Here is a 21,916-nt window from a genome sequence, read left to right as displayed (position 1 = left end):
TTAACCCAGCGCAACTCACAATCATCATCTGTGGAAACATAGTTCCAGGCGCCTTCCTATGGCGCCTACTCCAGCGACACACTTATTCTTGGAGTTGCCTTACCTTTAACAGGTATTCTCTGAGCAGTTTCACAAACTCATCTGCGGGTCTGTCCAGGCAGTCTATGGGGATATAAATATGAAACCCCATGTTTTTACTTAACATTTCACATCTGTGACCGAACATAGCCAACACACCTCTGTAGCGCTCATCATTGACCACTAATGGGGTAAACTCTGAGTTCATATAGGTTTCCAACTCAATTAAGTCTTCATCCAGGGTGACCGCAGACATCAGCAATGGTCGCTGCTCGGTTAACAGGCCTGTGGCCAGTCGACCGGGGATGATATCCAGGACTGGGTTGATTCGCTTGAGCTTGAGGCCTATGTATGGCAATGGGATAGACTCGAAACCGTCGAGCCCACGGGGAATGTCTATTCTCTGTACATTATCCCACTGGATAAAAATACTGCCGCGTCTGTGGTGATATTTAAGCCCTTGCTGGTTAAGCTCCAGGCTGATTTCAGGCTCAAGAATTTTGGACACCCCGAGCACTAAAGATATCACTCCTAATGAGAAGCAGAGCATACCTGGGGCAAACATGGCTGTAGAAGACAAAAACAAGCCTATGCCGATTGTCAGTAGTATCGCGCCGACTAAAGTCAAGGTTCTGCTATTACGCTTAAATTTCGAGTTGATCTGTACCGCTTCAATATCCAAGAATTGTCCTAAAAGATCTATTATTGCTATTGGGTTTCAATTTCGAGTTGATCTGTACTAATTCAATATCCAAGAGTTATCCTAAAAAGATCTATTATTGCTATTGGGTTTCAATTTTTTACACAAGCCTAATTACTTTCATATTTAAGCTTAAACCAGAGCCTGCCGACATATTCATGAATGGCGCGCTGAGAAGAGAGTAAATTATTAGCATCCAGCTGCCACCAATAACCTTGTCTGGTGATAAAGTCTGTGGGGGCGGCTTCCGGGCGTAAACCTTGGCTTTGAAAAATGGCCATAGATCTTGGCATATGAGTCGCCGAGGTGACAAGCCTAAATGGATAGGTACCCACATCCCATTTAAGATATTGGGCTTCTTCTATGGTGTCTTTAGCTAATGGGAAAGTAATAATTCGATCTTTAGGGATCCCAAGCTGCATGGCAGATTCAGCCATGATTTTAGCATGAGGGGTATTAGATGCACTTCCTCCCCATCCGCTGACAATCAAAATACAATCTTTGCCCAATTGATACTGGCGCACCCCCTCGGTTAATCTAGCCAAAGCCGTGGCAGATAACTGATGAACGGCGGCCCCGGGGATCTCATCATCATGGCCACTGCCGAGTACCATAACTAAACAGCCGGCGCCGATTGCTTGGTTATTGACTTTATATTGGTTTTCTAGAGAAGCCGTTAATAAATTACTCCCCACCGAGCTACTCAGGAAAACTAGAATGACAATGGCGACAGCCAATACAAAACGAACCAGTTTACGGTTCCTCAGCATAACGATGCAAAATAGCAATAAGAGAACAACCAAAGGAATTGGCATAAAGAGTTGCGAGATTGCTTTTTTAAGCCAAAACATCATGTTGCTAGCCCAGTGAATCGAATTTTGGGCTAGTCTAACATAAGTTGTTATCTCTGCAGCTTTAGGTACTTTATTACCACAGCCAGGCGGCACCCCGCACTCCAGATGAACAACCATAAAGGTTCTGCACCACTGGGGTACGACACTCGCCGCCAAGTACATATTTCGCCAATATTTCGGGTAATTTAGGATAGATGGCATCGATATTGGACATGCCTCCCCCCAACACGACCACATCAGGGTCTAGCGTATTGATCACATGGGCAAGGGATCTGGCCAACCTGTCTAAGTAGCGCTCAAACGCTGCCACAGCCCGAACATCACCGGCATCGACCAACTCCATGATCTCAGAGCCTTTGGTCACATTGCCTCCGGCCTGGTTATAATCACGCACAAAGCCAGTGCCGGAAATAAAGGTCTCGATGCAGTCATGATTACCACAGAAACACGAGGTGGAATTAAACTCCTCTTTCGACATCCATGGCAGCGGGTTATGGCCCCACTCACCACATATCCCATTGCCGCCACTGTGTACCCGGCCATTGATGGCGATACCTCCGCCACAGCCTGTGCCTATGATGACGCCAAACACCACACCTTTGCCAGCGCCCGCACCATCGGTGGCTTCAGAGACGGCGAAACAGTTAGCATCATTAGCGACCCTGACTTCACGACTCAAACGCAGACCTAAATCGATATCCAGAGGTTTGCCATTAATCCAGGTCGAATTTGCATTCTTGACTAAGCCTGAAAAGGGCGAGATAACACCTGGGATGCCAACACCGACACTTCCCGTCATGCCCAATCTAGTCTCGGCTTCCTCCACTAGACTTACTATGGTATCGAGTGTAGCCTCATACTCCCTAGGTGTAGGTAAACGTTTCCTAAACAGCTCTTTCCCCTGTGCATTCAAGGCTACCAGCTCTATTTTAGTCCCACCAAGATCAACGCCCATTCGCAACATCTGTTTACTCCACTATCGACTCTTTATTAATGCTAACTATTTTAGCCTGACTGGCACGCTCAACTTTTATTGCACGCATAATAACTATGCCTGTAAACCTCTAAGATATTTAATAACATTTTCATCAAAGTACATCGAAAAAGTACTAGTTGACCTCATCTATACTCACCAGATTAAGTTAAGCCACAAGTGAAAGATAGTCACCTTAGTCTACTGCAATCGTATTCACCATCGACTGAGCTAAAATAGAGATTTTAGCTTTCGGGTTCGATATCGAGTCATCACCCTCTTTCTAGAAGAAAAATGAGCACTTTTCACCCGATCCAAGGTATTTTCATACAGAGGATTCCAGGCTGAAGTCGGCACCATAAAAGCATTGGCTGGGTAACTTCTCATGAGTTAGAACCCTGCCATGTTTGCATTTAGCGCTGCTGTATTAGTAATGTTTTACCCGCTTAGCAGCAAACAAAATCAAACTATAGGTGATGCACTCAATGGAGCAATCCCTTAGGTAGGAATCTTGACCTACTTAAAGGCAAGGCCAACAAACTTGGATAAACATGGGTAAATCAGCAAGTTAAAGAATAACATAACAGAAAATAATCATGAAAGAACAATAAGGAAAAATATGGCAACAATTTATGATGTCTCTGTGCTAGCTGGAGTATCGTTAGCCACGGTCTCCAGAGTAATGAATAAAAATACTAAGGTGAGTGAAAAACCGAGAAGAAAGTGCTCAATGCCATGAAACAACTTGATTACAGGCCGAACGCTATCGCTCAATCTCTCGCCTCCAGTCGCTCTAATAGTATCGGAGTGCTACTTCCTGAGCTACACGATCCCTTCTACAGTGCCATGATGAGTGGGTCACAAACAGGCATTAGCAGAGTCTTAGAGTTTACCCTCTCTCTGGTTTATGAGGGAGACAACTTGGAAATAGGTGACAGCCAAGGATTTAAAGCCTTGATGAAAGCAGAGCAATCCTTTACCGCACTTATATGTGCTAACGAAGAGATGGCCGCAGGAGCCATGGATGCTGCCAGGCAATTCAATGTCGATATTCCTTCGCAGATATACATTGTGGGCTTCGACAATATCAGTTTAGCCAATTATATCTATCCCAAACTCTCAACAATCGATTACCCTCTCACAGAGATGGGACATATGGCGGCTCGATGGATCCTAAGAAACACTTATAAAAACAAATCATTATCGATTGAGAATATGTTTCATCTCTTTATTCACTCATCTCTCTCCAAATCCACATCAAAAACAAAACAAAACACACATAAAACAAACATGCGTCAAATCTCAACGATACAAAAAATATATTTTTCACTGTTTATCATCTCAATACTGTCACACATGACTTAAATCCCTTAGAATTCCCGCCAATGACATAAGGGATCACAATGAAACTCAAAATATTATCTGGACTGCTACTTCTTACATGTGCATCGGCACAAGCCGCCTGGTGGGTCGAACCTGACGACCTTGCCCTAAGAGCCGACATTCAATTGCTCGCCGATACCGGCATTATTTTACAGCCAGTGACGACCTACCCCTTGATGTGGGCAGGGCTAAAGCAAGATATGGATAAGGCTGAAGTTGAAAAATTATCATCAATGCAGGCGAGCGCTTATGACCGTGTTATGGCCGCCTATAACAAAGATCATCAGAGCTTTAATGCCGAAGTGAAACTGGCAGCGGCAACAGATAATGCTCGCTTTCTAGGTTTTGGTCATGACTACCGAGATAAAGCGGAAACCACATTGAATGCCGAAGTCACCAAAGACTGGTTCAGTGGCAGAGTTTCTGCCAGCTATCATTACGATCCTATCGATGGAAATAGCGCGCGTTTAGATAACAGCTTCGCCGCCGTCATGCTAGGTAACTGGATTGTCAGCGCCGGTGCCCAGCAAAAGTACTGGGGACCAGGTTGGGATACGGGTCTCATTCAAACCACCAACGCCAGACCTATGCCAGGCATCACCTTTAGCCGCAATAACAGCCAAGCCTTCGAAACACCTTGGCTCAACTGGGTTGGTCCATGGACGTTCACCACCAGTTTTAGTCAAATGGAGAGCGACCGTTACGTGCCTGAAGCCAGGCATTGGGGCGCTCGCGGTACACTCAGACCCATCTCAAAATTGGAGGTCGGCTTCTCCTGGACCATGCAATGGGGCGGTGAAGGCTACGGCAATAGCTTAAGTGACTGGTGGGATGGGTTAGCTAATGGTGGTGGAAATGAGGCAGACCTTGAAAATGGCCAGGAAAACATGCTCGCCGGCTATGATTTTCGCTGGTCAGATACCGCCTTCGGTATCCCCTACGGTATCTACTATGAGCGTACCCATGAAGATTATCATAACGGTAAGAACAAGCTGATTAACGCGTCTAACATGGGCGGGATTGACTTCGTGTTGGCCAATATCAATACCCGAATCTTCATCGAATATGCTGACACGGCAGCCTCTTGTGGCCTTGATGACAAGATTTACAACTGCATGTATGAGCACGGCTTCTACAAAGATGGCTACCGCTACTATGGCAAGAGCTTAGGCAGTACCTATGACAATGATTCACGTACATTAGTTGTTGGGGGATCACCCAACTTGGTGGCGGGCAAAGTATCACCAACAAGCTGAGGTACCTAAAACTCAACTTCGATGGCACAGATACTTCTAATCCAGAGGGGGGCAACCCGGTATCACCTGGCGAGTATGAACGTATGGTTCAGTTCGATACCAGCTATCACAGACCCTTCTATGAAGGTACGCTAAAAGTCGGTGGCACCTTAGGTTATAGTGAATATATGACTAGCGGTGGTGATGACTGGGATACGACGGTGTACGCCGCCTGGGAAAGAAGTTTTTAATATAAGCTCCTATGTCATGTGACGCTCGGTACGTGAGTTAATTGACGTCGGCGTCCTTGCTTATATAAAGCGGCTGGCACTTGTGCCAGCCGCTTTATATTACCTAATAGAACACTGCTAATCGAATAGGCATTGCCTTCTAGCTTTGTAAAACCTAGAGCCTCTTTCCTAGAACCTTTCTTGATAAAGCTCAGCAAAATCATCCAGAGTCTTATGTCCTCTTTTGGAAAGAAATGTGAGCAGCGCCTCTGGACTTCTATTTAATATTCTCTCAGCAGGAAATTCCGCTTCGTCTATGATTTCCAGCGCTTGTGAGAACTCACCTAAGCTAAAGGCGACATGAGAATCTGAGCCCATCACTAGCAAGCCACCAGCATCTCGAACGGCTTTTGCGATTGCGACGCAGTTAGCCTCACTGCCTTTTCGGGACATCTTAAACGAGGAGTTATTGATTTCAAGTGCCACATGAGATCTGGCCGCAGCGATGGCCACAGCCTTGATATCGATAGGATAAGCCGGATTCCCCGGATGAGTAATAATATCCACATTGCCACTTTCGATGGTATTAATCATTGCCTGGGTGTGGGCCTGCTTATCTGCAGGGGGAAACACGGGTTCGTGAAAGCCGGCCAGCACAATATCTAACTCTTGCAGGTAATCCCCAAAGTAGTCAATTTCTCCTGCATCATTTTTAATATTCGCCTCGATGCCCCTTAAAATACCAACGCCATCTAGAATTCTGGGCAGTACTCTCAAATTGACAAAATGCCAGAAATGAGGGGCATCGGCCATATCCGGGCCATGATCGGTTATCGCAAATAACCGCAAACCTTTCTCTTTCGCCACAGCAATGTAATCATGAACCGTACTATAAGCATGAGTAGAGGCAATGGTGTGGGCGTGAGTGTCAACAAGGTACTTCATAATGGCTCTTCTTATACTTTATCAGTGCCCAAGATTCTACGCTTTTATAATCACTTAGCCTAATTTTCAGAAACAGCGTCTTGTAATTCATCCCATCCCTGACGCTTTCGATAAATAGTCGAGGCACTGATGTCTAACATGGCCGCAGCCTTAGGTACATTTCCATCACACTGCTCAATCGCCGCCTCAATCGTCTGTTTCTCTGACAGCCAGAGTGGAATGATTGTTTCAGCTTTAACTATTTCTGAGTCTGCTGCTTGCAACTTGTTGCTTCTAGCCAGCTCATCTATAGCAAGTGACTCACAGTTCTTGATTGCCGAAGCCTGATTAGCACTCGCGATGGAGATAACCGGCTTAATTTGAGTCTGACCGCTTCCCGAGTCTGATTTAAATAACGTAGGTAGCATAGACTCATCAATAATATCGGAGGAGTTAAGTACAACAATCTGTCTGATAATATTTTGCAGTTGGCGGACATTTCCCGGCCAATGATAAGTCTGTAGAATTTTTTTCACATCACCACTGAAACTTTTAAATTGCTTACCTTCCTCGGCGTTATATTCTTTTAAGAATTTGTGAGCGAGTAACAGCACATCTTTTCCGCGCACTCTCAATGCGGGCAACTCAATGGGGATTACGTGCAAGCGATAGAATAGATCTTCCCTAAATCTGCCGGCTATCACTTCATCCCAAGGGATCCGGTTAGTCGCACTGACAAAACGCACATCGACTTTCTCCTCCTTGGTTCCACCGACTCTTTGAAAGATCCCCGTTTGAATGAATCGTAAAAACTTGCTTTGAAGCTCAAGTTCCATCTCGCATACTTCATCTAAAAACAGGGTACCTCCATGTGCACGAGTCGCTGCGCCATCTCGGTTAGCGACGGCTCCGGTAAACGCGCCCTTGGTATGACCAAAGATCTCACTCTCTATCAAATCTTTAGGAATTGAGGCACAGTTGAGTGCGATAAAAGGTTTATCACGGCGATTGCCAGCATGATGAATGGCCTGAGCACAGACCTCTTTACCGGTACCACTTTCTCCTATGATAAAAGCCGAAGCCTTACTATTGGCGACGCAATCTATGGTCTTATATACGGTTTGCATCGCAAGGGATTCACCGATAAACCCCATATAATTGGCCTTAGGTAAGCTTTTCTCATAATTGGCGACTAAATTGACAAGCTGTCTCTGTTTCAGCGCATTTCGAACTGTGATGGATAGGCGTTTAGCATCGAAAGGCTTAATAATGAAATCGAAAGCACCAGATTTCATAGATTCGACGGCGAGATCAATTGTGCCATGGGCGGTGATCATAATAACGGTAATATCTGGGTACTGAGATTGAACTTTCTGCAGTATCTCCATGCCAGACATGTCGGGTAGCTTGATATCCAGCACTAGCAGATCCGGCTGCCAAGTCGTCAGTTCACTTAACGCATCTTCCCCATGATTAACATGGGTAACTTTCGCTCCTTCGGAGCGTAGATACTCAGTATACAATGCCCCCAACGACATGCTATCTTCAACAAGTAAAACGGTAAATGAGTGCTTAACTTCCATATTTTCTTTACCTATTTCCTTTATCAATTTCTTTACTTATGGTTTTACCCATATTCTTATCGATCAATCTAGTTCGCCAAATCTAAGCGGCAAAGCGCTGCCTGAAGGCCTTTATGGTCTGCTCTCCAATCTCCTGTACTTCTAGCATATAAGACTCTACTTCACTTTTGTCTTTATCCCGGGCACTTTTTTCCAGACATTTAGCCACTTCATAGAGGGCTTGAGCACCAAAACTCCCAGAGCTGCTTTTCAAGGTATGAGCCTGATCATCTATCTCGTTAAAATTCATCGACAGTTTCAGTGATTTTAACTTTTCTAAACGATCGTGGGTCTCTTGAAGATAGACATTGAACATGCCTTTCATGGACTCTTGTCCAAGGGCATCGACCAGCTCAGACAGCACCATCTCATCGAATAATTTGTCCACAATGCCTGTTTCATTATCTATCATTTGTGGGCTATCAGTTTTAGCATTCATAATGTCGTCTATCGTAGCTTCTTTAACCAAGCTTAATTCCTGAACACTAGCTTCACAAGCTTTGTCGGTATTTATCCCTTTTGCCTGAGTATGTTTGCTTGGCAACTCAACGACATCTGAGGAGGGAAGCCAATTATTAATAGCCTTTACCAGCTCGACCTGATTAACTGGTTTCGCGACAAAGGCTTTCATCCCAGCATCGAGGCAAGACTCTACGTCCTCTTTCGACACATTGGCCGTCATGGCTAATATCACAGTATCGGGCCGAGCGAGTAATATCTCTCTGGTCGCCTCAACACCGTCCATCTCAGGCATACGCATATCCATCAATATCAAGCCATAGCTATGTTCGGCTGACATTTTAACGGCCTCTTTTCCATTATGGGCAAATTCAACCTCGAAACCCGATTTAGCTAACATGGCCCCGGCTATGACTCGATTTGAGGGCTGTCTTCTGCTAGCAATAGACGTTTGTTCCTCAATGTCAGTTCAGGTAATAGGGTCTCGACCTCTCTGATATCTGATTCATCCTGACTCTCACCACTGAGCAAACCTAGCAACATCTCTCGGCTCAAGGGTTTGTTGATCACTTGTTCTAAACCAATATCGGCCAAGACCACAGGCATTTCAGGGCTTAACCCCGACATGAGCGCAGCAATTAAGCCATCTTCGAACAGAAAATCGCGCTTAAATTGATTCGATAAGTTTAAACTCAACTGAGATAAACTAGTGTCATCGATCAGTATAAGATTAAACTTGCCTTTCACTGCTTCGATTTTAAAGATGTCCGTTAATTGGCTCACATTGACGGTCTGCACCCCATACTGGCTATACTGTTTTCTGACCAGATGAGAAAAGGTCTTATCCGGATGAATCAGTAATACTCTGGCATGTGCAGGAATATGGGTAAGATAACTGTCTCTTTGTTCCTCTAGCTGTAAACGTACGTTGAACCTGAAACAACTACCGTGTCCAAGGCGACTACTCAGCTCGATCTCCCCCCCATCATGGTGATTAACTCGGAACAAATGGCTAAGCCTAATCCGGTGCCCTTGTAGTTGGTATTATGTTGATCATGGACCTGACTAAACTCTTGAAACAGTTTCTTCTGAGCTGGCAGACTAATGCCAATGCCTTCATCAGTGACAGCACAGTGCAGTTGCACTTCCTGGTGATGGCTATCAGGAATCCACATTTCTACAGAAATGCAGCCACCACTGGAGAATTTAATTGCATTATCGACGAGATTATGCAGTACCTGACGCAATCTCTGGGCATCTCCCTTGACAAGATCCGGGACATTTCGATTAATAAATGTCGCTAAGTTGACCCCTTTATCATTAGCCTTAGGCGCTAAGATTTGCATCACTTGAGCCACCATCTTAGCAGGCGAGAAACTCATATTTTCCAACACCATCTGTCCCGCTTCAATCTTGGAAAAATCTAAAATATCGTTGATGGTGCTCAATAGGGCTGTACCGGCCTCTTTAGCCGTGTGTGCATAGATGCGTTGATCTTTATTCAGCTTAGAGTCAAGCATCAGTTCCACTCCACCTAACACGGCATTCAATGGGGAGCGAATTTCATGACTCATGGTGGCAAGGAATCTGGATTTAGCCTTACTGCCTAATTCAGCCTGCTCCTTAGCCTGTTTTAACTCAGTCTCATACTGCATACGCTCTGAAACATCGTGTAAGAAGGCGGTGAGTAAGATCTCATCACCGAGTTGTACCGGGATCATCTTCATCTCAACCGGAAAGTTAGTACCATCGGCCCGAATAGACATGAGTTCTACGCTCTTCTTTATGGCTGGACCACTACCAGTTTTCCTGAAAATTTCCAGTCCTTCCTTAAAAGCCTTTCTCTCGATATCGACAAATATCAGATCCTCTAAAATCTCACCCAGAGCCTGTTCACGACTATGGCCAAACAGATGACTGGCCGCTTCATTGAACTCTTGAATACGCCCTGTGATATCTATGGTTATTAATGCATCTTGGCTCGCCTCGAGTGTCGCGAGCAAAATAGACTCGGTCCGTTTAGCCTCCTCCTCTTTTCGTTTTATATCACTTAAGTCTTTCACTAAGCCCAGTAACATGACGTCGCCATCAATCAACATCTTAGAGACAGACAGGTCGATGGGAAAAAGCTTACCACTCTTATGTTGTGCCACCAGCTCCCTCCCCTTGCCTTGTAGCACCCCTCTTTTAGAGTTAATGAAACGCATCAGGAAATCATTTTGCATGTGTCGTTCGTGGCTAGGCATGAAAATGGATACGTTCTGGCCAATCAAGTCATCCTGGTCATAACCAAAAAGGTGGCCGACGGCTGGATTAACCTGAACGATGATCCCTTTGGTATCTATGATGATAAACCCATCCACAGCGGCCTCTAAAATCGTACTGAGTCGGATGTTGGCACTCTCAAGCTCCTGAGCATTCTTCTCAATTTTTTCAATCATTCGATTGAATGCCCGGGTAGTTTGACCTATCTCATCATGGCTATTCACAGGAATTTGTACCCCAGTTTCCCCCTGGAGTATTCTCTTAGATGCCCGTTTCAACTCACTCAAGTTTTTGGTCAAATAACTGCCCAATAACCAAGAAAAAAGCGCAACCAACAACATCTCTAACCCGGCAATCGAGCTAAAACGCGTTGTGGCTTTTGCTAAAAACAGATCGAACTCATGGATGCTAATCCCCAGCTCAACATGACCGAACATAAACCCTGACTCAATAATGTCGGCCTTCACATCGAGTACACCGTCTTCTATGTCGACAAATCCGCCACCCAGATTAGCTAGTGCCTCTTCACTGGCTTCTTGAGCGTTAGCCGAGATTAACGCCGGTTCTCCCGCTCTTACGAGCAAGTTATTACGATCATAAATTTCCACATATAAGACCTGAGTATTTTCGAGTAACTCGTTCGACAACTCCTGCAAGGTAGAGACATCAGTACTGATAACCGCATCTTTGGCCGCTGCTGCAAATAGCGTCACAACTGAACGGGCACGTTTTTCAATCTCAGCCTGATTAGAGCTCTTGAGATAATCGACACTGGTATAAACCAGCAGCATCAAAAGCACGCCCTCTATTAGCGCGATGCCTAATACCGTTTTTAGTCTAAACGTCATTAGTAACCTCCCTCTTATCTCTTATCTCTTATCTCTTATCTACAAACAATAAGCGGCTCATGCTTATTTATCATTCGTCTCTAAGGGCTTAGAGAAATCCCCTAAGCCTAAGGCTCTCACATCATTCCAATCACTGCTCTTGGCGGCTTCGAAAGGTTTAAAGCCAAGCCCTTCCAGTAGTACGGTTCCTTCTTGAGTCGAAGAAAATTGAGTGAACTTTATCATTAATTCTTCTCTGACACCGACGGGCACTCTTGGGTGAATAGCCACTGCATGGGGAGTGTATCCTGGCGTTTCCCAGAGCACTCGCAGCTGCTTAGTCACCTCTTTATCCATGGTTTTAAAGGTTCTCTTGACCCCTCCTCCCCCAGCCACTAACCCTTGGGCTACGGCGAGATAAACTGAGTCATGTGATCCCACATACTTTATTTGATTGTTAATTCCCTTTATCTTCAAATTGGCCCTGGGCAGCACACTCGCGGCGAAGGCGGCAGGAGCCGGGAAGGCCAGTAACTGTCCATCGAGGTCTAACAGGGAATGAGCCGTTGATATTTTCTGAACGACGATAATGCCTTTTATTTTTTTACCTTGCTCTTTTACCAGAGGCAGATATCCGGGTGATTCATTAAACACGGTAAAGTGGTAGGGATTCATATAGGCAATATCGTACTCCCCCTTGGCCAAGCGCTTCTCAAACGTGGGAATATCGGGAGCTGTCGCAAAATGCAATTGAAAATTTGCATTTTGCGACAAGGCTGCCAGTAAGGGAGACCATTTTCTTGCCAGCATGCTAGCGGCTTGTTGCGGCACCACGCCAAATGTGAGAATCGAAGATTCGTTAACTGTGTGTTTTGTATCAGATGCTTGCGTCGTGACAACACCACAAAAAAACAAGGCAATAGGGAGGAACAGATGTGTGTTGAGCCATTGTGATATTTTCATTATGCGTATCCTTACCAGTGACTATCCTCAATACTGGAGCAAGGCCTATGCCAAATCTCAGCGGGCGTATCACCATCCATTAGACACATACCAATAAATTCGGCAGAAACATCTTTTTCTCATAATAAAACAATCGGTTAATCCAATATGTATCACATTTTTGCATTTTGCAATTAATACCTTTGCAAATACAGCAACATCATCACAGGCAGAATACTTTATAAATACTAACAACTAGATAGGGTCATAAACTCAGGCCATGGCACAAAGATTGCCTTTATCTTGATACCACATAGTTAGGTAATGAGCCTGCTTATGACTTCAAATGCAACACATGGAATGTCCACAGCTGCAGTCCAGTTTCGGTTAGACACACTTTCAGTCCTACTGGTTGAAGATACTCAGAGCGAGCGATACTTTATTGTCAATCTACTGCGGAGCATGGGAATGGATGTCTCGAGCTGCGCTAGCGGTGAGGAAGCAATCGAGTTATATCAAAGCGAGATGCCCGATATTGTGATCAGTGACTGGCGAATGCCTGGTTTGACCGGCCCCCAGTTATGCCAACGGCTCAAGCAGGCACCATTTCCGCCTTACATCATCTTGCTAACCGCCAACAACCAGGCAAAACACATGGTAGAAGGCATCGAATCTGGGGCGGATGACTTTCTCACCAAACCTTTTATACCTAGCATATTGAAAGTGAGGCTGTTAGCTGCGGCGCGCATCGTCAAGATGCAGCAGCACCTGACCGATCAGAACCTGGCACTCAACAACGCCCTGTCTAAGGAGCAAGCCTACTTAGCACAAGTTCAAGCAGATCTCGATAGCGCCGCCAGGCTGCAGGGCTCGTTACTGCCGACATCGAGCAAGCTTATCAATCAATGGAGTCTGGCTACCAGATTTCAGCCTGCCCAAGACCTGGCTGGCGACATATTCCAATGCTTTAACATCGACGATTCTCATCTAGGTTTCTATCTGCTCGATGTCACCGGCCACGGCATCGCAGCTTCGATGCAAAGTTTTACATTAGCCCAGAGGCTTAGCTGTAAGAGTTGTCACTGGGACAGCTTAGATCCGGCGTTAATTGTGACTGAACTTAATGCTGACTTTGAAGACCCTGAAAATGCCGGGCGGTTCGCCACATTGATTCTGGGAATTGCCAATACAGACAGTGGTCAGGTGAGAATAACGATTGCCGGGCACCCACAGCCAATCTTACTCGATAATGATAGCGCCACCATGATGAGCCTGGACTCAGGTATTCCCCTAGGAATCGACAATCAATTTCAATACCAGTACAACTCATTCTTCTTAAGCAGTGAACAGCACCTAATGCTCTACTCAGACGGATTATATGAGTGCCAACACCCCACCTATGGCGAGTTTGGCCAACAGAGGTTGCTCAAGGCCTGCTCCGATGCACACCAACTATCACCGGAATCTCTCTTGCATCATCTCAGTCACGCCATCGAGCTCTGGCAACAAAACTCCCCCAGGATGATATCTCAATCATGATAATTTCCACCTCGAAACTGAATACAGTAGAAATAGATATCGCTCAGTATCATTCTGATAGTGGAATGACTTTTCAGATAAGTTCCCAGGACTCAACATGAAAAAGGAAAAAGTGGATCAAGATGAATCAATCATCAATCAGTTATATCTACAAAACCATGAAACATGATCTCAACCCGAACATTTCAATATAAACAAGTTAGCCCAGGCCAGTTGGAGGCGATATGAACAGCATACAATTAAATCTATCTCAAAAAATCTGGAGCAGTAAGCTCTTATGTGCTGAGCTCGAGCAGTTTTTACAACAAAACAGCGTTCGTACCCAACAGAGGTTTAAAGTCATAACCTGCATTCTTGAAGCATTATCCAATGTCTTAGAGCATACCGACAGCCGTCTGGAACAGATAGTGGTAATTTTACATTGCGATCAAGAGATCATCACCATAGATCTGCTCGATAACTCACCCTACACCCCCATAGACGATCAGGTCGATTGCCCCTCTCCTTTCTCACTCTCGGGGAGAGGCTTATGGATCATACAGAGCTGGATGGATCAGATGAGGTTCCAGGCCTCAGTCGCAGGCACTCACCTCAGATTAAGCCTATTGCGCTGATCTCCTGTTAGGAGGTTCTTCAGATGTAGGAGGGCCTTCAGACCCGAGGCTCTCTCGCGGCTAAAGCCGCTCCGGTCTTCATTCTTTGACTGTCAGCGCAGCCTTCTGTGAACCAAGTGTTCGGTTATCTGTAGCCGCTTGTTTAGTGTTCTCTCGCGGCTGAAGCCGCTCCTACGAGGGTCTTCAGGCCCGAGCTTATCCCCTAAAACCTCCCTTGTAGGAGGTATCTAGACCAGAACCTTTCAGAAAACCCTCCCGGCTAAAGCCGGTCCTACAATATCGAATACCTACGTTCCTATAAAATTTAACGGTTTCTAGCTTTGCAAATTGCAAGGCAAATTATACAAGAGCGAAGTGCCTTGCTTGCATGAAGACACACCGACAAGAGTTTAAAATCAATATAATCAGTCAATTAAGACTTGGCCTAACTTGTGCTTTATACATTATTAAGTATCGATCAAAACAAGATAATTTTTTAAGGAGCTAGTTATGAAGTTCTCTCCCTTGGCACTCGAAAATGCATGCTTAGTTACCTTACCTAAGGAGATGATAATGGCTCAGACGCCTACACTCAGAGCCGCTATTTCTCGTCAAATTGAAACTGGCAGTACCAAGCTGGTGATGGATCTACATCAAGTGGAATATATCGACTCCAGTGGTCTGTCTATTTTGATCTCGGCACATAAACTCACCCAGAAACATTCAGGAGAGGTGGTCTTGCTCGCTCCTTCGGCTGGAGTACGCGCCCTGATCGAACTCACGCGGCTACATCATGTGTTCACCATTTTCGAAGACCGAGATGCGGCAATCGAACATATATGTACTCAATGATTGCTAGCAATAACTGAACATCAAGACAGGAAAAAGACCCACTGATAACATTTGATAGCTTATTGAGCAATGAGAGCATATTACGCTAAGGGCTAAAAATAATAGAATATCTAGGAGCTAATTATGGAAGAATTAGATGGCGATACGCTCAAGAGACTCAGTATATTTCTCTTACTAAACCTGGCAGCCGTAGTCTGCTTAGTCACGATCGATAATGAAGATAGGAACCTGTGTAAAAACAAAAATAACACAGTCACAAGTCAGCTAAGCTCCAACGATTCGATGAACACTAGAACCTGTCTCTATTATGGAGGGCGCGTCCTTCATGAGAGAAGTAATTAGGTCAATGCTGGAACACATCTTGTCGAACAAAAACTCAGTTCATTCGCATTTTGCAAAGATAACCAGTTCAAGTCAGCTTGAAAATAGATAATATTTGCAAACAGCGAAATATTATCAGCTAGAAAATAGTATAAAAACCAACAAGCACTCACTAAAGTATTAGAATAAAAAATAAATTTAAATCACTTAGCCAAAAACGCAGCAGCTGGCACTAATTATGTATAACTCTTTATAGAAAACCCGATTTATATTTCGTTTATGTCTATATTGAGGATTAAGGAAAGCTGATGCCAGTACTTGATAATTCCCAACGGGAAACCAGGAAAGGGCTCACCAAGGGCCTGTTCTCTCTTGGCTCGGCACAAGTACTGGGTCGGAGCATTAGATTTGCATCTAGCATCATCTTGGCCCGTCTGCTGACACCTGAAGTTTTCGGTGAAGTCGCCATCATACTTGCCAGCTTCGAACTCATCAGTGCCCCAACCAGACGCATCACCTCAGTACCCTTGCTAAAAATGGATGATAAGACCTTCCATTCAGCCCTGCCTATTGCGAATAAGATAAATTGGTTCGTCGCAATTATCGCATTTGTTGCCATGAGCTTACTCAGCTGGCCTCTCGCATTTCTCCATCAGGATTCAACATTAATCCCGCCTATGATACTCATGGCAACAAGCTATTTATTGCTTCCATTGGGCATGCTTCATGCGACATCTAACCTAAAGACAAACGAGATACCTGTCGTCGGTCAAGCCATTATGTGGCAGACCATAGCAGATGGGGTACTCACTGCCAGTTTAGCTTTGCTCGGTTTGGGGATCTGGGCCATTATCATACCTAAGGTATTAGTGATCCTTATATGGGTCGGGATCCACAGGAATCATACCTCCTTAGTTTATGGCTCAGACTCCCAGTGTCCTCCTGCCGAGCACTTTTATTATCAAAATCACGCTATCAATTCACGCTCAGAAATAGAGACCACAAGCGTGTCACATCAGGTGGCTAGCCTCGCCAAGATGAAGGACGATACAGGGCTAGCCGATCTTCAAAACTTGGCAATAAGTATCAAACTCATCGCCAACCTGAGGGATGCTGAAGAGATAAAGAAAATTACGCATAAACTCACCGAACGTGCGCCATCCACAAATGACATGCTACATATGGGGGCGCATATTGGCTTATATGATCTGAGTATCGCCTTAAGGAACAACATAGATTACTTGCTTGTGGGGTATTTTCTCGGACTGGAAGCACTTGGGGTTTACTTTTTTGCCGTCACCGCCAGTTTAGGGATCTGTACTGCTATGGGACAGGGCTCGTCGAGTAAGGTTAAACCTGATCCCCACACGAATCCACCTAGCGATAAATACAGTAGCAGCCAAAGTGAAATTAGAAACCGTTATTGGCACTCCCTTTCACAGCGCCTCAAAATCGCCGTTCCAATAATAGTGCTGCAGCTTGTATTTGCCCCTCTATACCTGCCGTTTGTCTATGGCGAACATTGGCTTGATGCCGGAGCATTTCCCGTATTTATTCTATTTAGCTTATGCGGTCTTATCAGGCCTTATGGTGAAGCCGCCAGCCAGCTATTGACCAATATCAATATGCAAGGAATCAACCTTAAATTCAATATGGGTTTCACCTTGCTGTTAGTCCTCACTATTGGGTTTTTCAGCCAGTGGGGATTAAAGGAAGTGGCCTTAGGTGTCTTCCTCACTCAACTGTTCACTACGGTGTTAGTCAGTTACTACGCTCAGTCTTTCATCTTAAAATCAAGTGTATGCAAGGAAAACAACAGCAGTTCAAATAATAAAGAAAATAAAAAAATGGCAAAAGAATTTGAACAGGAGCTTCCTAATGACGCCTAGAGTCTCAGTAATTATGCCTATCTATAATGTGCAGCACTTCGTCAAGAGTGCCATTAACTCCGTATTAATGCAGTCATTTACTAACTTTGAGCTTATTCTGGTTAATGACGGTTCGACAGATAAGAGTGTAGATATTTGCCATTCAATACATGACCATAGAATTCGCATCGTAAATCATACTGAGAATAAAGGCCTATCCGCGGCAAGAAACACGGGGATTCGTCACGCCATAGGCAAATATATCGCCTTTCTCAATGCCGATGATATGTGGCATTCGGATAAACTCAAGATGCATGTCAAGCACCTGAGTCAATCACCTAAGGTTGGGATCAGTTTTTCTCGCTCAAGCTTTATGAGTCATAAAGGCAGGTTAATTCATTTCTATCAGATGCCACAGCTGACAGGGATCACAGCGGCTCATCTATTGTGTCGTAACCCGGTAGGAAATGGCTCAGCAGCCGTTATTCGTCGTGAAGCACTCAACGACATCCGTTTTCAAGCGCTAAACCATAGCGAAAATTATACTTGTTACTTCGATGAGCGTTTTCGTCAATCTGAAGACATTGAATGTTGGCTCAGAATAATGGCAACCACAGAGTGGAAGATGGAGGGGATCCCCGCCCCCCTTACTTTTTATCGACTCAGCCAGCGAGGCGTATCATCAAACATCATGAAGCAGCTCGCCTCGTGGGAGATGATGATAGATAAAGCGAAGCAATTCGCGCCAAAACTGTTAAAACGACATGAACAGGATGCAAGGGCTTACCAACACAGGTATCTCGCGAGACAAGCGATACGCAATGGTCAGGGTAAAAATGCAATAAAGCTGATAAATAGTGCCTTGAGGATCTCTCCATCAATATTACTGAATGAAACCAGTAGAACCTGTGTCACATTAACAGCGGCCTACCTGCTTTGGCTGCTGCCTTCGGCTCTCTATAAAATATTTGAAAATATTGGCCAATATTTTATGGGCCATGTTCAAAAAGTACGAATAAGTAAAGATGGGGTTAAATCATCTTTAATATCATAAACCTGCTTAGCGAATCAACAAAGCGCGTTGCGCTTTGCAAGCTCTCCCATGCAAACTGCAACGTTTCATCTCTCCCCCAGAAGTGATGCCGGATAAAAACCTGTAATCAACTGTAAACAAATGATTTTAAAATATGGCCTGACCTATGCATTATCTAAATAAATCACCATAGCTTTATCAATAAACAATAAGGCAGAAACAATGCTATCAGAGACACAAATAGACGCTGAAAGTACCAATGGATACGCCATTAGGGCGGTCGATATCTCGATGGCTGTATTACTCATTCTGGCGGCAGCCCCTGCGCTAGTTCTTAAATATCTCTATCGCAGGTGCCGATATGGCGCAGCCATTGAGCGAATTAACATTTATGGTACCAGAGGAAAGCAAATAGATTTATATCAATTTACAGGGGAAGGGATCTGCTGCCGCTGGCCTTACTTAATCAACTTGTTAGGAGGAGATCTCTCACTCGTCGGTAGCGAGATAGAGTTTAACTTCAAATCACATTCGGCTATGACGTCCGATAAAGACGATCAGCACATTCAAACAAGGGAATCATATATAAAACCTGGGATACTGACGTTTAAGCAGATGCACCAAAGGGTCGGCCTCAATTTTGAAAGCCAAGATGCAGAAGTATGCAAGGCACATAAAAACCCTATGATCTACTTGTTAGCTGCATTAAGGATCTCACTGACTCAAGTTTTTACCCCAAATAAAACTAGCAGCGCCGTAGCTCACATCCCCCTGTTCGGGCTTAAGCTAGATAATCTCACCATGGACGAGTTGCTGGAAAATATTACTCAACATGCATTAAATCACCAACTAGCCAAACTCAATCCTCTCTCGATGGATACGCCCATTGGCATGGTTCAATATGCGTTCGTCAATGCCGATTGTCTCAACATAAGCGCTAGAGACCCTAATTATCTTAGATGTTTACGCACGAGTTGCCATAGGGTGTTTGCCGATGGCTCAGGAATACGTTTGGCGAGCCAATGGAAGGGCTACTCACCAAAAGATAACCTCAATGGCACAGATATGTTTCCCAGATTATGTGAGCAGCTATCAAGCAAGGGGCTATCGGTTTTTCTTCTCGGTGGTGAACCCGGCGTAGCCGCTAAAACCGCTGTCAATATGCAGAGAACACTTCCCAATTTACAGATAGCAGGAACACACCATGGTTTTTTAAACACGCCTAAGCTTAATCAGGCTGTGATAGATAAAATCAACGACTCTGGTGCCAATGTATTACTGGTAGCCATGGGAGTGCCTAAACAGGAAGTCTGGCTTGAGGCCCATCAAGCTAAACTCAACATTGCCGTAGGAATAGGCGTCGGCGGATTATTCGACTTTTACTCAGGAAACATCAAACGAGCCCCCTTGTGGGTTAGGCAACTTGGTATGGAGTGGATATGCCGACTCGCCGAGGAACCCGTAAGAATGTGGAGACGCTACCTCTTAGGCAATCCACTCTTCTTGTATCGTGTTCTACTCGAAATATTCAGCCCCAAGCAGAGTAAATCAGTTTCAATCAAGAGGCAAGCGAGTAAGCCAGACTCAACCTGTGAAGTTTTGAGAGCTTCACATAAAAAGTCTGATGCCAGGTTTAAACCCGTAGAAACACCTTTAAGCAGTAAACTCCTCAACCTTACGAATAACCAAGTCCAAAACCGTCAGGCAATAAACCGTTGTCAGCGACAACTTGTGTTAGCAAGACTTAACTCAGGCTTAAAGCGAGGGGTCGACTTAGTCGGCGCAATAACACTTCTTATCTTGTTACTGCCTCTGTTGCTTACCGTCTCGGCACTTATACGCCTTGAATCTAAAGGCCCGGTATTTTTTAGTCAGCGAAGAGCAGGAAAACATAATGCCCTCTTTACTATGTGGAAATTTCGCTCCATGTATCAAGATGCCGAGTACCGTCTCAACAGACTGCAATCGGCCAACGAAGTACCTGGAGGCGTCCTGTTTAAAATGAAAAAAGATCCCAGAATCACCTTAATTGGCAAGTTGATCAGAAAGATGTCTATCGATGAGCTCCCCCAGCTGTGGAATGTCATCCACGGAGACATGTCCCTGGTGGGCCCAAGGCCGGCCCTCGAGTCTGAAGTTAAACAATATAGCCTCCACGACAGAAGACGATTAAGTGTAAAGCCCGGTATCACCTGTATCTGGCAAGTCAGTGGCCGCTCCGATATCCCCTTCGAGCAACAGGTTGAGCTCGATATTGACTATATCTATCAACAGTCTTTTGTCACCGATATCTGGCTACTCATTAAGACCATACCCGCAGTCATTTGGGCTCGCGGCGCCTACTAGTGTGTCAAAGGGTGACTAAAACAATGAAGTTGAGAGCACTCTGGTAAGAATGAATGAGCAAGCGAGTAAAGAAAGGTCATCAATTAAAGCATAAATAAAACACGACTATGGCAGTCAACCGATAACACAAACTTTTATCTGGGAGCGCAGCACATGCAAGCCATTATTTTCGCAAATAGATCTGGCGATGAATTAGCCCCTCTAAATAGCCATTACAGCCCGGCCCTGCTCCCCATTGGGAATAAGGCTGTGATCGAATATACCTTAGAGGATATAGTCAAATCTGGTATTACCAAAATAAAGTTAATTGTCTCCTCTCAAGCCAAAGAGATTGAACAGTATCTGGGTCAAGGTGAGAGGTGGGGCCTGGAAATAGATTACTTCTTGAGTAAACCAGAGGAAGAGACAGGTCTGATTTTAAAACGTTTAGCACTTTCATCCGAGGAAAGCCTGCTACTCGTACGGGGTGACATATTTCGTTCGCCCTCTATAGCCCAATTTATCGATTTTTCTATGGATTTCTCCGATGACTTTGTCCAAGCGAAGATGGAAAACCAAAATGCAGGCATGATGCTACTTCCCGCCGCGCTCCCCTATATCGCCGATATAGACTGGCCATTTTCGCCACACTTTGACAGCACTAGCGTAGTGACACTTGTCCTACATGGACGCTGCTTTATGTTGGATAGCTTTCGCTCTTATATGGACGCCAACTTGAGTCTAGCGACTAACGAACTTCCATCACTCTCTCCATCGGAACGAAGTTACATATCGGCCAACCCACAGCAAGATTTTTATGTTGGTGCGAAGGCCCGTACAGGTCCATTAAATGAGCAAGATGGCTGGGGATCATAGGTGAAAATAGTAGAATA

At 44.9% G+C, this 21,916-nt stretch carries 13 protein-coding genes and 3 pseudogenes; 9 read left to right on the top strand and 7 right to left on the bottom strand.

Annotated features, from left to right (window positions below; all coding sequences use genetic code 11):
- Window positions 1-82: 82 nt before the first annotated feature.
- The 3 genes from FM037_RS10180 to mak all read right to left on the bottom strand — a co-directional run bounded on the left by FM037_RS10180 (window position 83) and on the right by mak (window position 2,596).
- Complete coding sequence (locus tag FM037_RS10180; RefSeq protein ID WP_144045915.1) at window positions 83-760, bottom strand: DUF2982 domain-containing protein; 678 nt, start codon at window positions 758-760, stop codon at window positions 83-85.
- Between the two features lie 128 nt (window positions 761-888).
- Window positions 889-1,632, bottom strand: coding sequence for a YdcF family protein (locus FM037_RS10175; RefSeq protein WP_144045914.1), 744 nt, complete (start codon window positions 1,630-1,632; stop codon window positions 889-891).
- 73 nt (window positions 1,633-1,705) lie between these two features.
- Window positions 1,706-2,596 carry a fructokinase gene (gene mak, locus FM037_RS10170; RefSeq protein WP_144045913.1) on the bottom strand — a complete coding sequence of 297 codons (891 nt, stop codon included), beginning with the start codon at window positions 2,594-2,596 and terminating at the stop codon, window positions 1,706-1,708.
- A 628-nt stretch (window positions 2,597-3,224) separates the two neighbouring features.
- Here mak and FM037_RS10165 point away from each other — a divergent pair.
- Window positions 3,225-3,847: pseudogene (locus tag FM037_RS10165) on the top strand (LacI family DNA-binding transcriptional regulator); the annotation flags it as partial.
- Between the two features lie 161 nt (window positions 3,848-4,008).
- Window positions 4,009-5,474: pseudogene (locus tag FM037_RS10160) on the top strand (capsule assembly Wzi family protein).
- Window positions 5,475-5,642: 168 nt separating this feature from the next.
- On the opposite strand, the gene FM037_RS10155 reads toward FM037_RS10160, so the two are convergent.
- The 4 genes and pseudogenes from FM037_RS10155 to FM037_RS10140 all read right to left on the bottom strand — a co-directional run bounded on the left by FM037_RS10155 (window position 5,643) and on the right by FM037_RS10140 (window position 12,513).
- Window positions 5,643-6,398: a phosphatase gene (locus FM037_RS10155; RefSeq protein ID WP_144045912.1), complete on the bottom strand. Its 756-nt coding sequence runs from the start codon at window positions 6,396-6,398 to the stop codon at window positions 5,643-5,645.
- Window positions 6,399-6,457: 59 nt separating this feature from the next.
- Window positions 6,458-7,960 carry a sigma-54-dependent transcriptional regulator gene (locus tag FM037_RS10150; RefSeq protein WP_144045911.1) on the bottom strand — a complete coding sequence of 501 codons (1,503 nt, stop codon included), beginning with the start codon at window positions 7,958-7,960 and terminating at the stop codon, window positions 6,458-6,460.
- 82 nt (window positions 7,961-8,042) lie between these two features.
- Window positions 8,043-11,571: pseudogene (locus tag FM037_RS30385) on the bottom strand (PAS domain S-box protein).
- Between the two features lie 63 nt (window positions 11,572-11,634).
- Entirely contained in the window at window positions 11,635-12,513 is an 879-nt protein-coding gene (locus FM037_RS10140; protein WP_144045910.1) for a phosphate/phosphite/phosphonate ABC transporter substrate-binding protein, read from the bottom strand.
- A gap of 315 nt (window positions 12,514-12,828) precedes the next feature.
- Between FM037_RS10140 and FM037_RS10135 the strand changes: the two genes are divergently transcribed.
- The 7 genes from FM037_RS10135 (at window position 12,829) to FM037_RS29325 (ending at window position 21,899) form a co-directional block, all read left to right on the top strand.
- Window positions 12,829-14,031, top strand: a complete 1,203-nt coding sequence (locus tag FM037_RS10135; RefSeq protein WP_324617118.1) for a PP2C family protein-serine/threonine phosphatase — start codon at window positions 12,829-12,831, stop codon at window positions 14,029-14,031.
- Window positions 14,032-14,255: 224 nt separating this feature from the next.
- On the top strand, window positions 14,256-14,645 hold the full coding sequence (locus FM037_RS10130) for an ATP-binding protein (RefSeq protein WP_144045909.1): 390 nt from the start codon (window positions 14,256-14,258) through the stop codon (window positions 14,643-14,645).
- Between the two features lie 489 nt (window positions 14,646-15,134).
- On the top strand, window positions 15,135-15,476 hold the full coding sequence (locus tag FM037_RS10125) for an STAS domain-containing protein (protein WP_144045908.1): 342 nt from the start codon (window positions 15,135-15,137) through the stop codon (window positions 15,474-15,476).
- Between the two features lie 629 nt (window positions 15,477-16,105).
- On the top strand, window positions 16,106-17,686 hold the full coding sequence (locus tag FM037_RS10120) for an oligosaccharide flippase family protein (RefSeq protein ID WP_144045907.1): 1,581 nt from the start codon (window positions 16,106-16,108) through the stop codon (window positions 17,684-17,686).
- Window positions 17,676-18,719 carry a glycosyltransferase family 2 protein gene (locus FM037_RS10115; RefSeq protein ID WP_144045906.1) on the top strand — a complete coding sequence of 348 codons (1,044 nt, stop codon included), beginning with the start codon at window positions 17,676-17,678 and terminating at the stop codon, window positions 18,717-18,719. Before FM037_RS10120 ends, FM037_RS10115 begins: the two co-directional genes overlap by 11 nt.
- Before the next feature lie 201 nt (window positions 18,720-18,920).
- Window positions 18,921-21,044 carry a WecB/TagA/CpsF family glycosyltransferase gene (locus FM037_RS10110; RefSeq protein ID WP_144045905.1) on the top strand — a complete coding sequence of 708 codons (2,124 nt, stop codon included), beginning with the start codon at window positions 18,921-18,923 and terminating at the stop codon, window positions 21,042-21,044.
- Between the two features lie 153 nt (window positions 21,045-21,197).
- Window positions 21,198-21,899 (top strand): sugar phosphate nucleotidyltransferase, encoded by a 702-nt coding sequence (locus FM037_RS29325; RefSeq protein ID WP_229381142.1) that lies wholly within the window; start codon window positions 21,198-21,200, stop codon window positions 21,897-21,899.
- Window positions 21,900-21,916 lie beyond the last annotated feature (17 nt).

This window comes from Shewanella psychropiezotolerans (assembly GCF_007197555.1).
Taxonomy (GTDB): domain Bacteria; phylum Pseudomonadota; class Gammaproteobacteria; order Enterobacterales; family Shewanellaceae; genus Shewanella; species Shewanella psychropiezotolerans.
This window is presented reverse-complemented; position numbering and strand designations above follow the sequence as displayed.

Excerpts from the sequence above, each read along its gene's own strand:
- FM037_RS10175 (WP_144045914.1), bottom strand. The coding sequence starts at position 1,632 with ATGATGTTTTGGCTTAAAAAAGCAATCTCGCAACTCTTTATGCCAATT.
- mak (WP_144045913.1), bottom strand. The coding sequence starts at position 2,596 with ATGTTGCGAATGGGCGTTGATCTTGGTGGGACTAAAATAGAGCTGGTA.
- FM037_RS10155 (WP_144045912.1), bottom strand. The coding sequence starts at position 6,398 with ATGAAGTACCTTGTTGACACTCACGCCCACACCATTGCCTCTACTCAT.
- FM037_RS10150 (WP_144045911.1), bottom strand. The coding sequence starts at position 7,960 with ATGGAAGTTAAGCACTCATTTACCGTTTTACTTGTTGAAGATAGCATG.
- FM037_RS10140 (WP_144045910.1), bottom strand. The coding sequence starts at position 12,513 with ATGAAAATATCACAATGGCTCAACACACATCTGTTCCTCCCTATTGCC.
- FM037_RS10135 (WP_324617118.1), top strand. The coding sequence starts at position 12,829 with ATGACTTCAAATGCAACACATGGAATGTCCACAGCTGCAGTCCAGTTT.
- FM037_RS10130 (WP_144045909.1), top strand. The coding sequence starts at position 14,256 with ATGAACAGCATACAATTAAATCTATCTCAAAAAATCTGGAGCAGTAAG.
- FM037_RS10125 (WP_144045908.1), top strand. The coding sequence starts at position 15,135 with ATGAAGTTCTCTCCCTTGGCACTCGAAAATGCATGCTTAGTTACCTTA.
- FM037_RS10120 (WP_144045907.1), top strand. The coding sequence starts at position 16,106 with ATGCCAGTACTTGATAATTCCCAACGGGAAACCAGGAAAGGGCTCACC.
- FM037_RS10115 (WP_144045906.1), top strand. The coding sequence starts at position 17,676 with ATGACGCCTAGAGTCTCAGTAATTATGCCTATCTATAATGTGCAGCAC.
- FM037_RS10110 (WP_144045905.1), top strand. The coding sequence starts at position 18,921 with ATGCTATCAGAGACACAAATAGACGCTGAAAGTACCAATGGATACGCC.
- FM037_RS29325 (WP_229381142.1), top strand. The coding sequence starts at position 21,198 with ATGCAAGCCATTATTTTCGCAAATAGATCTGGCGATGAATTAGCCCCT.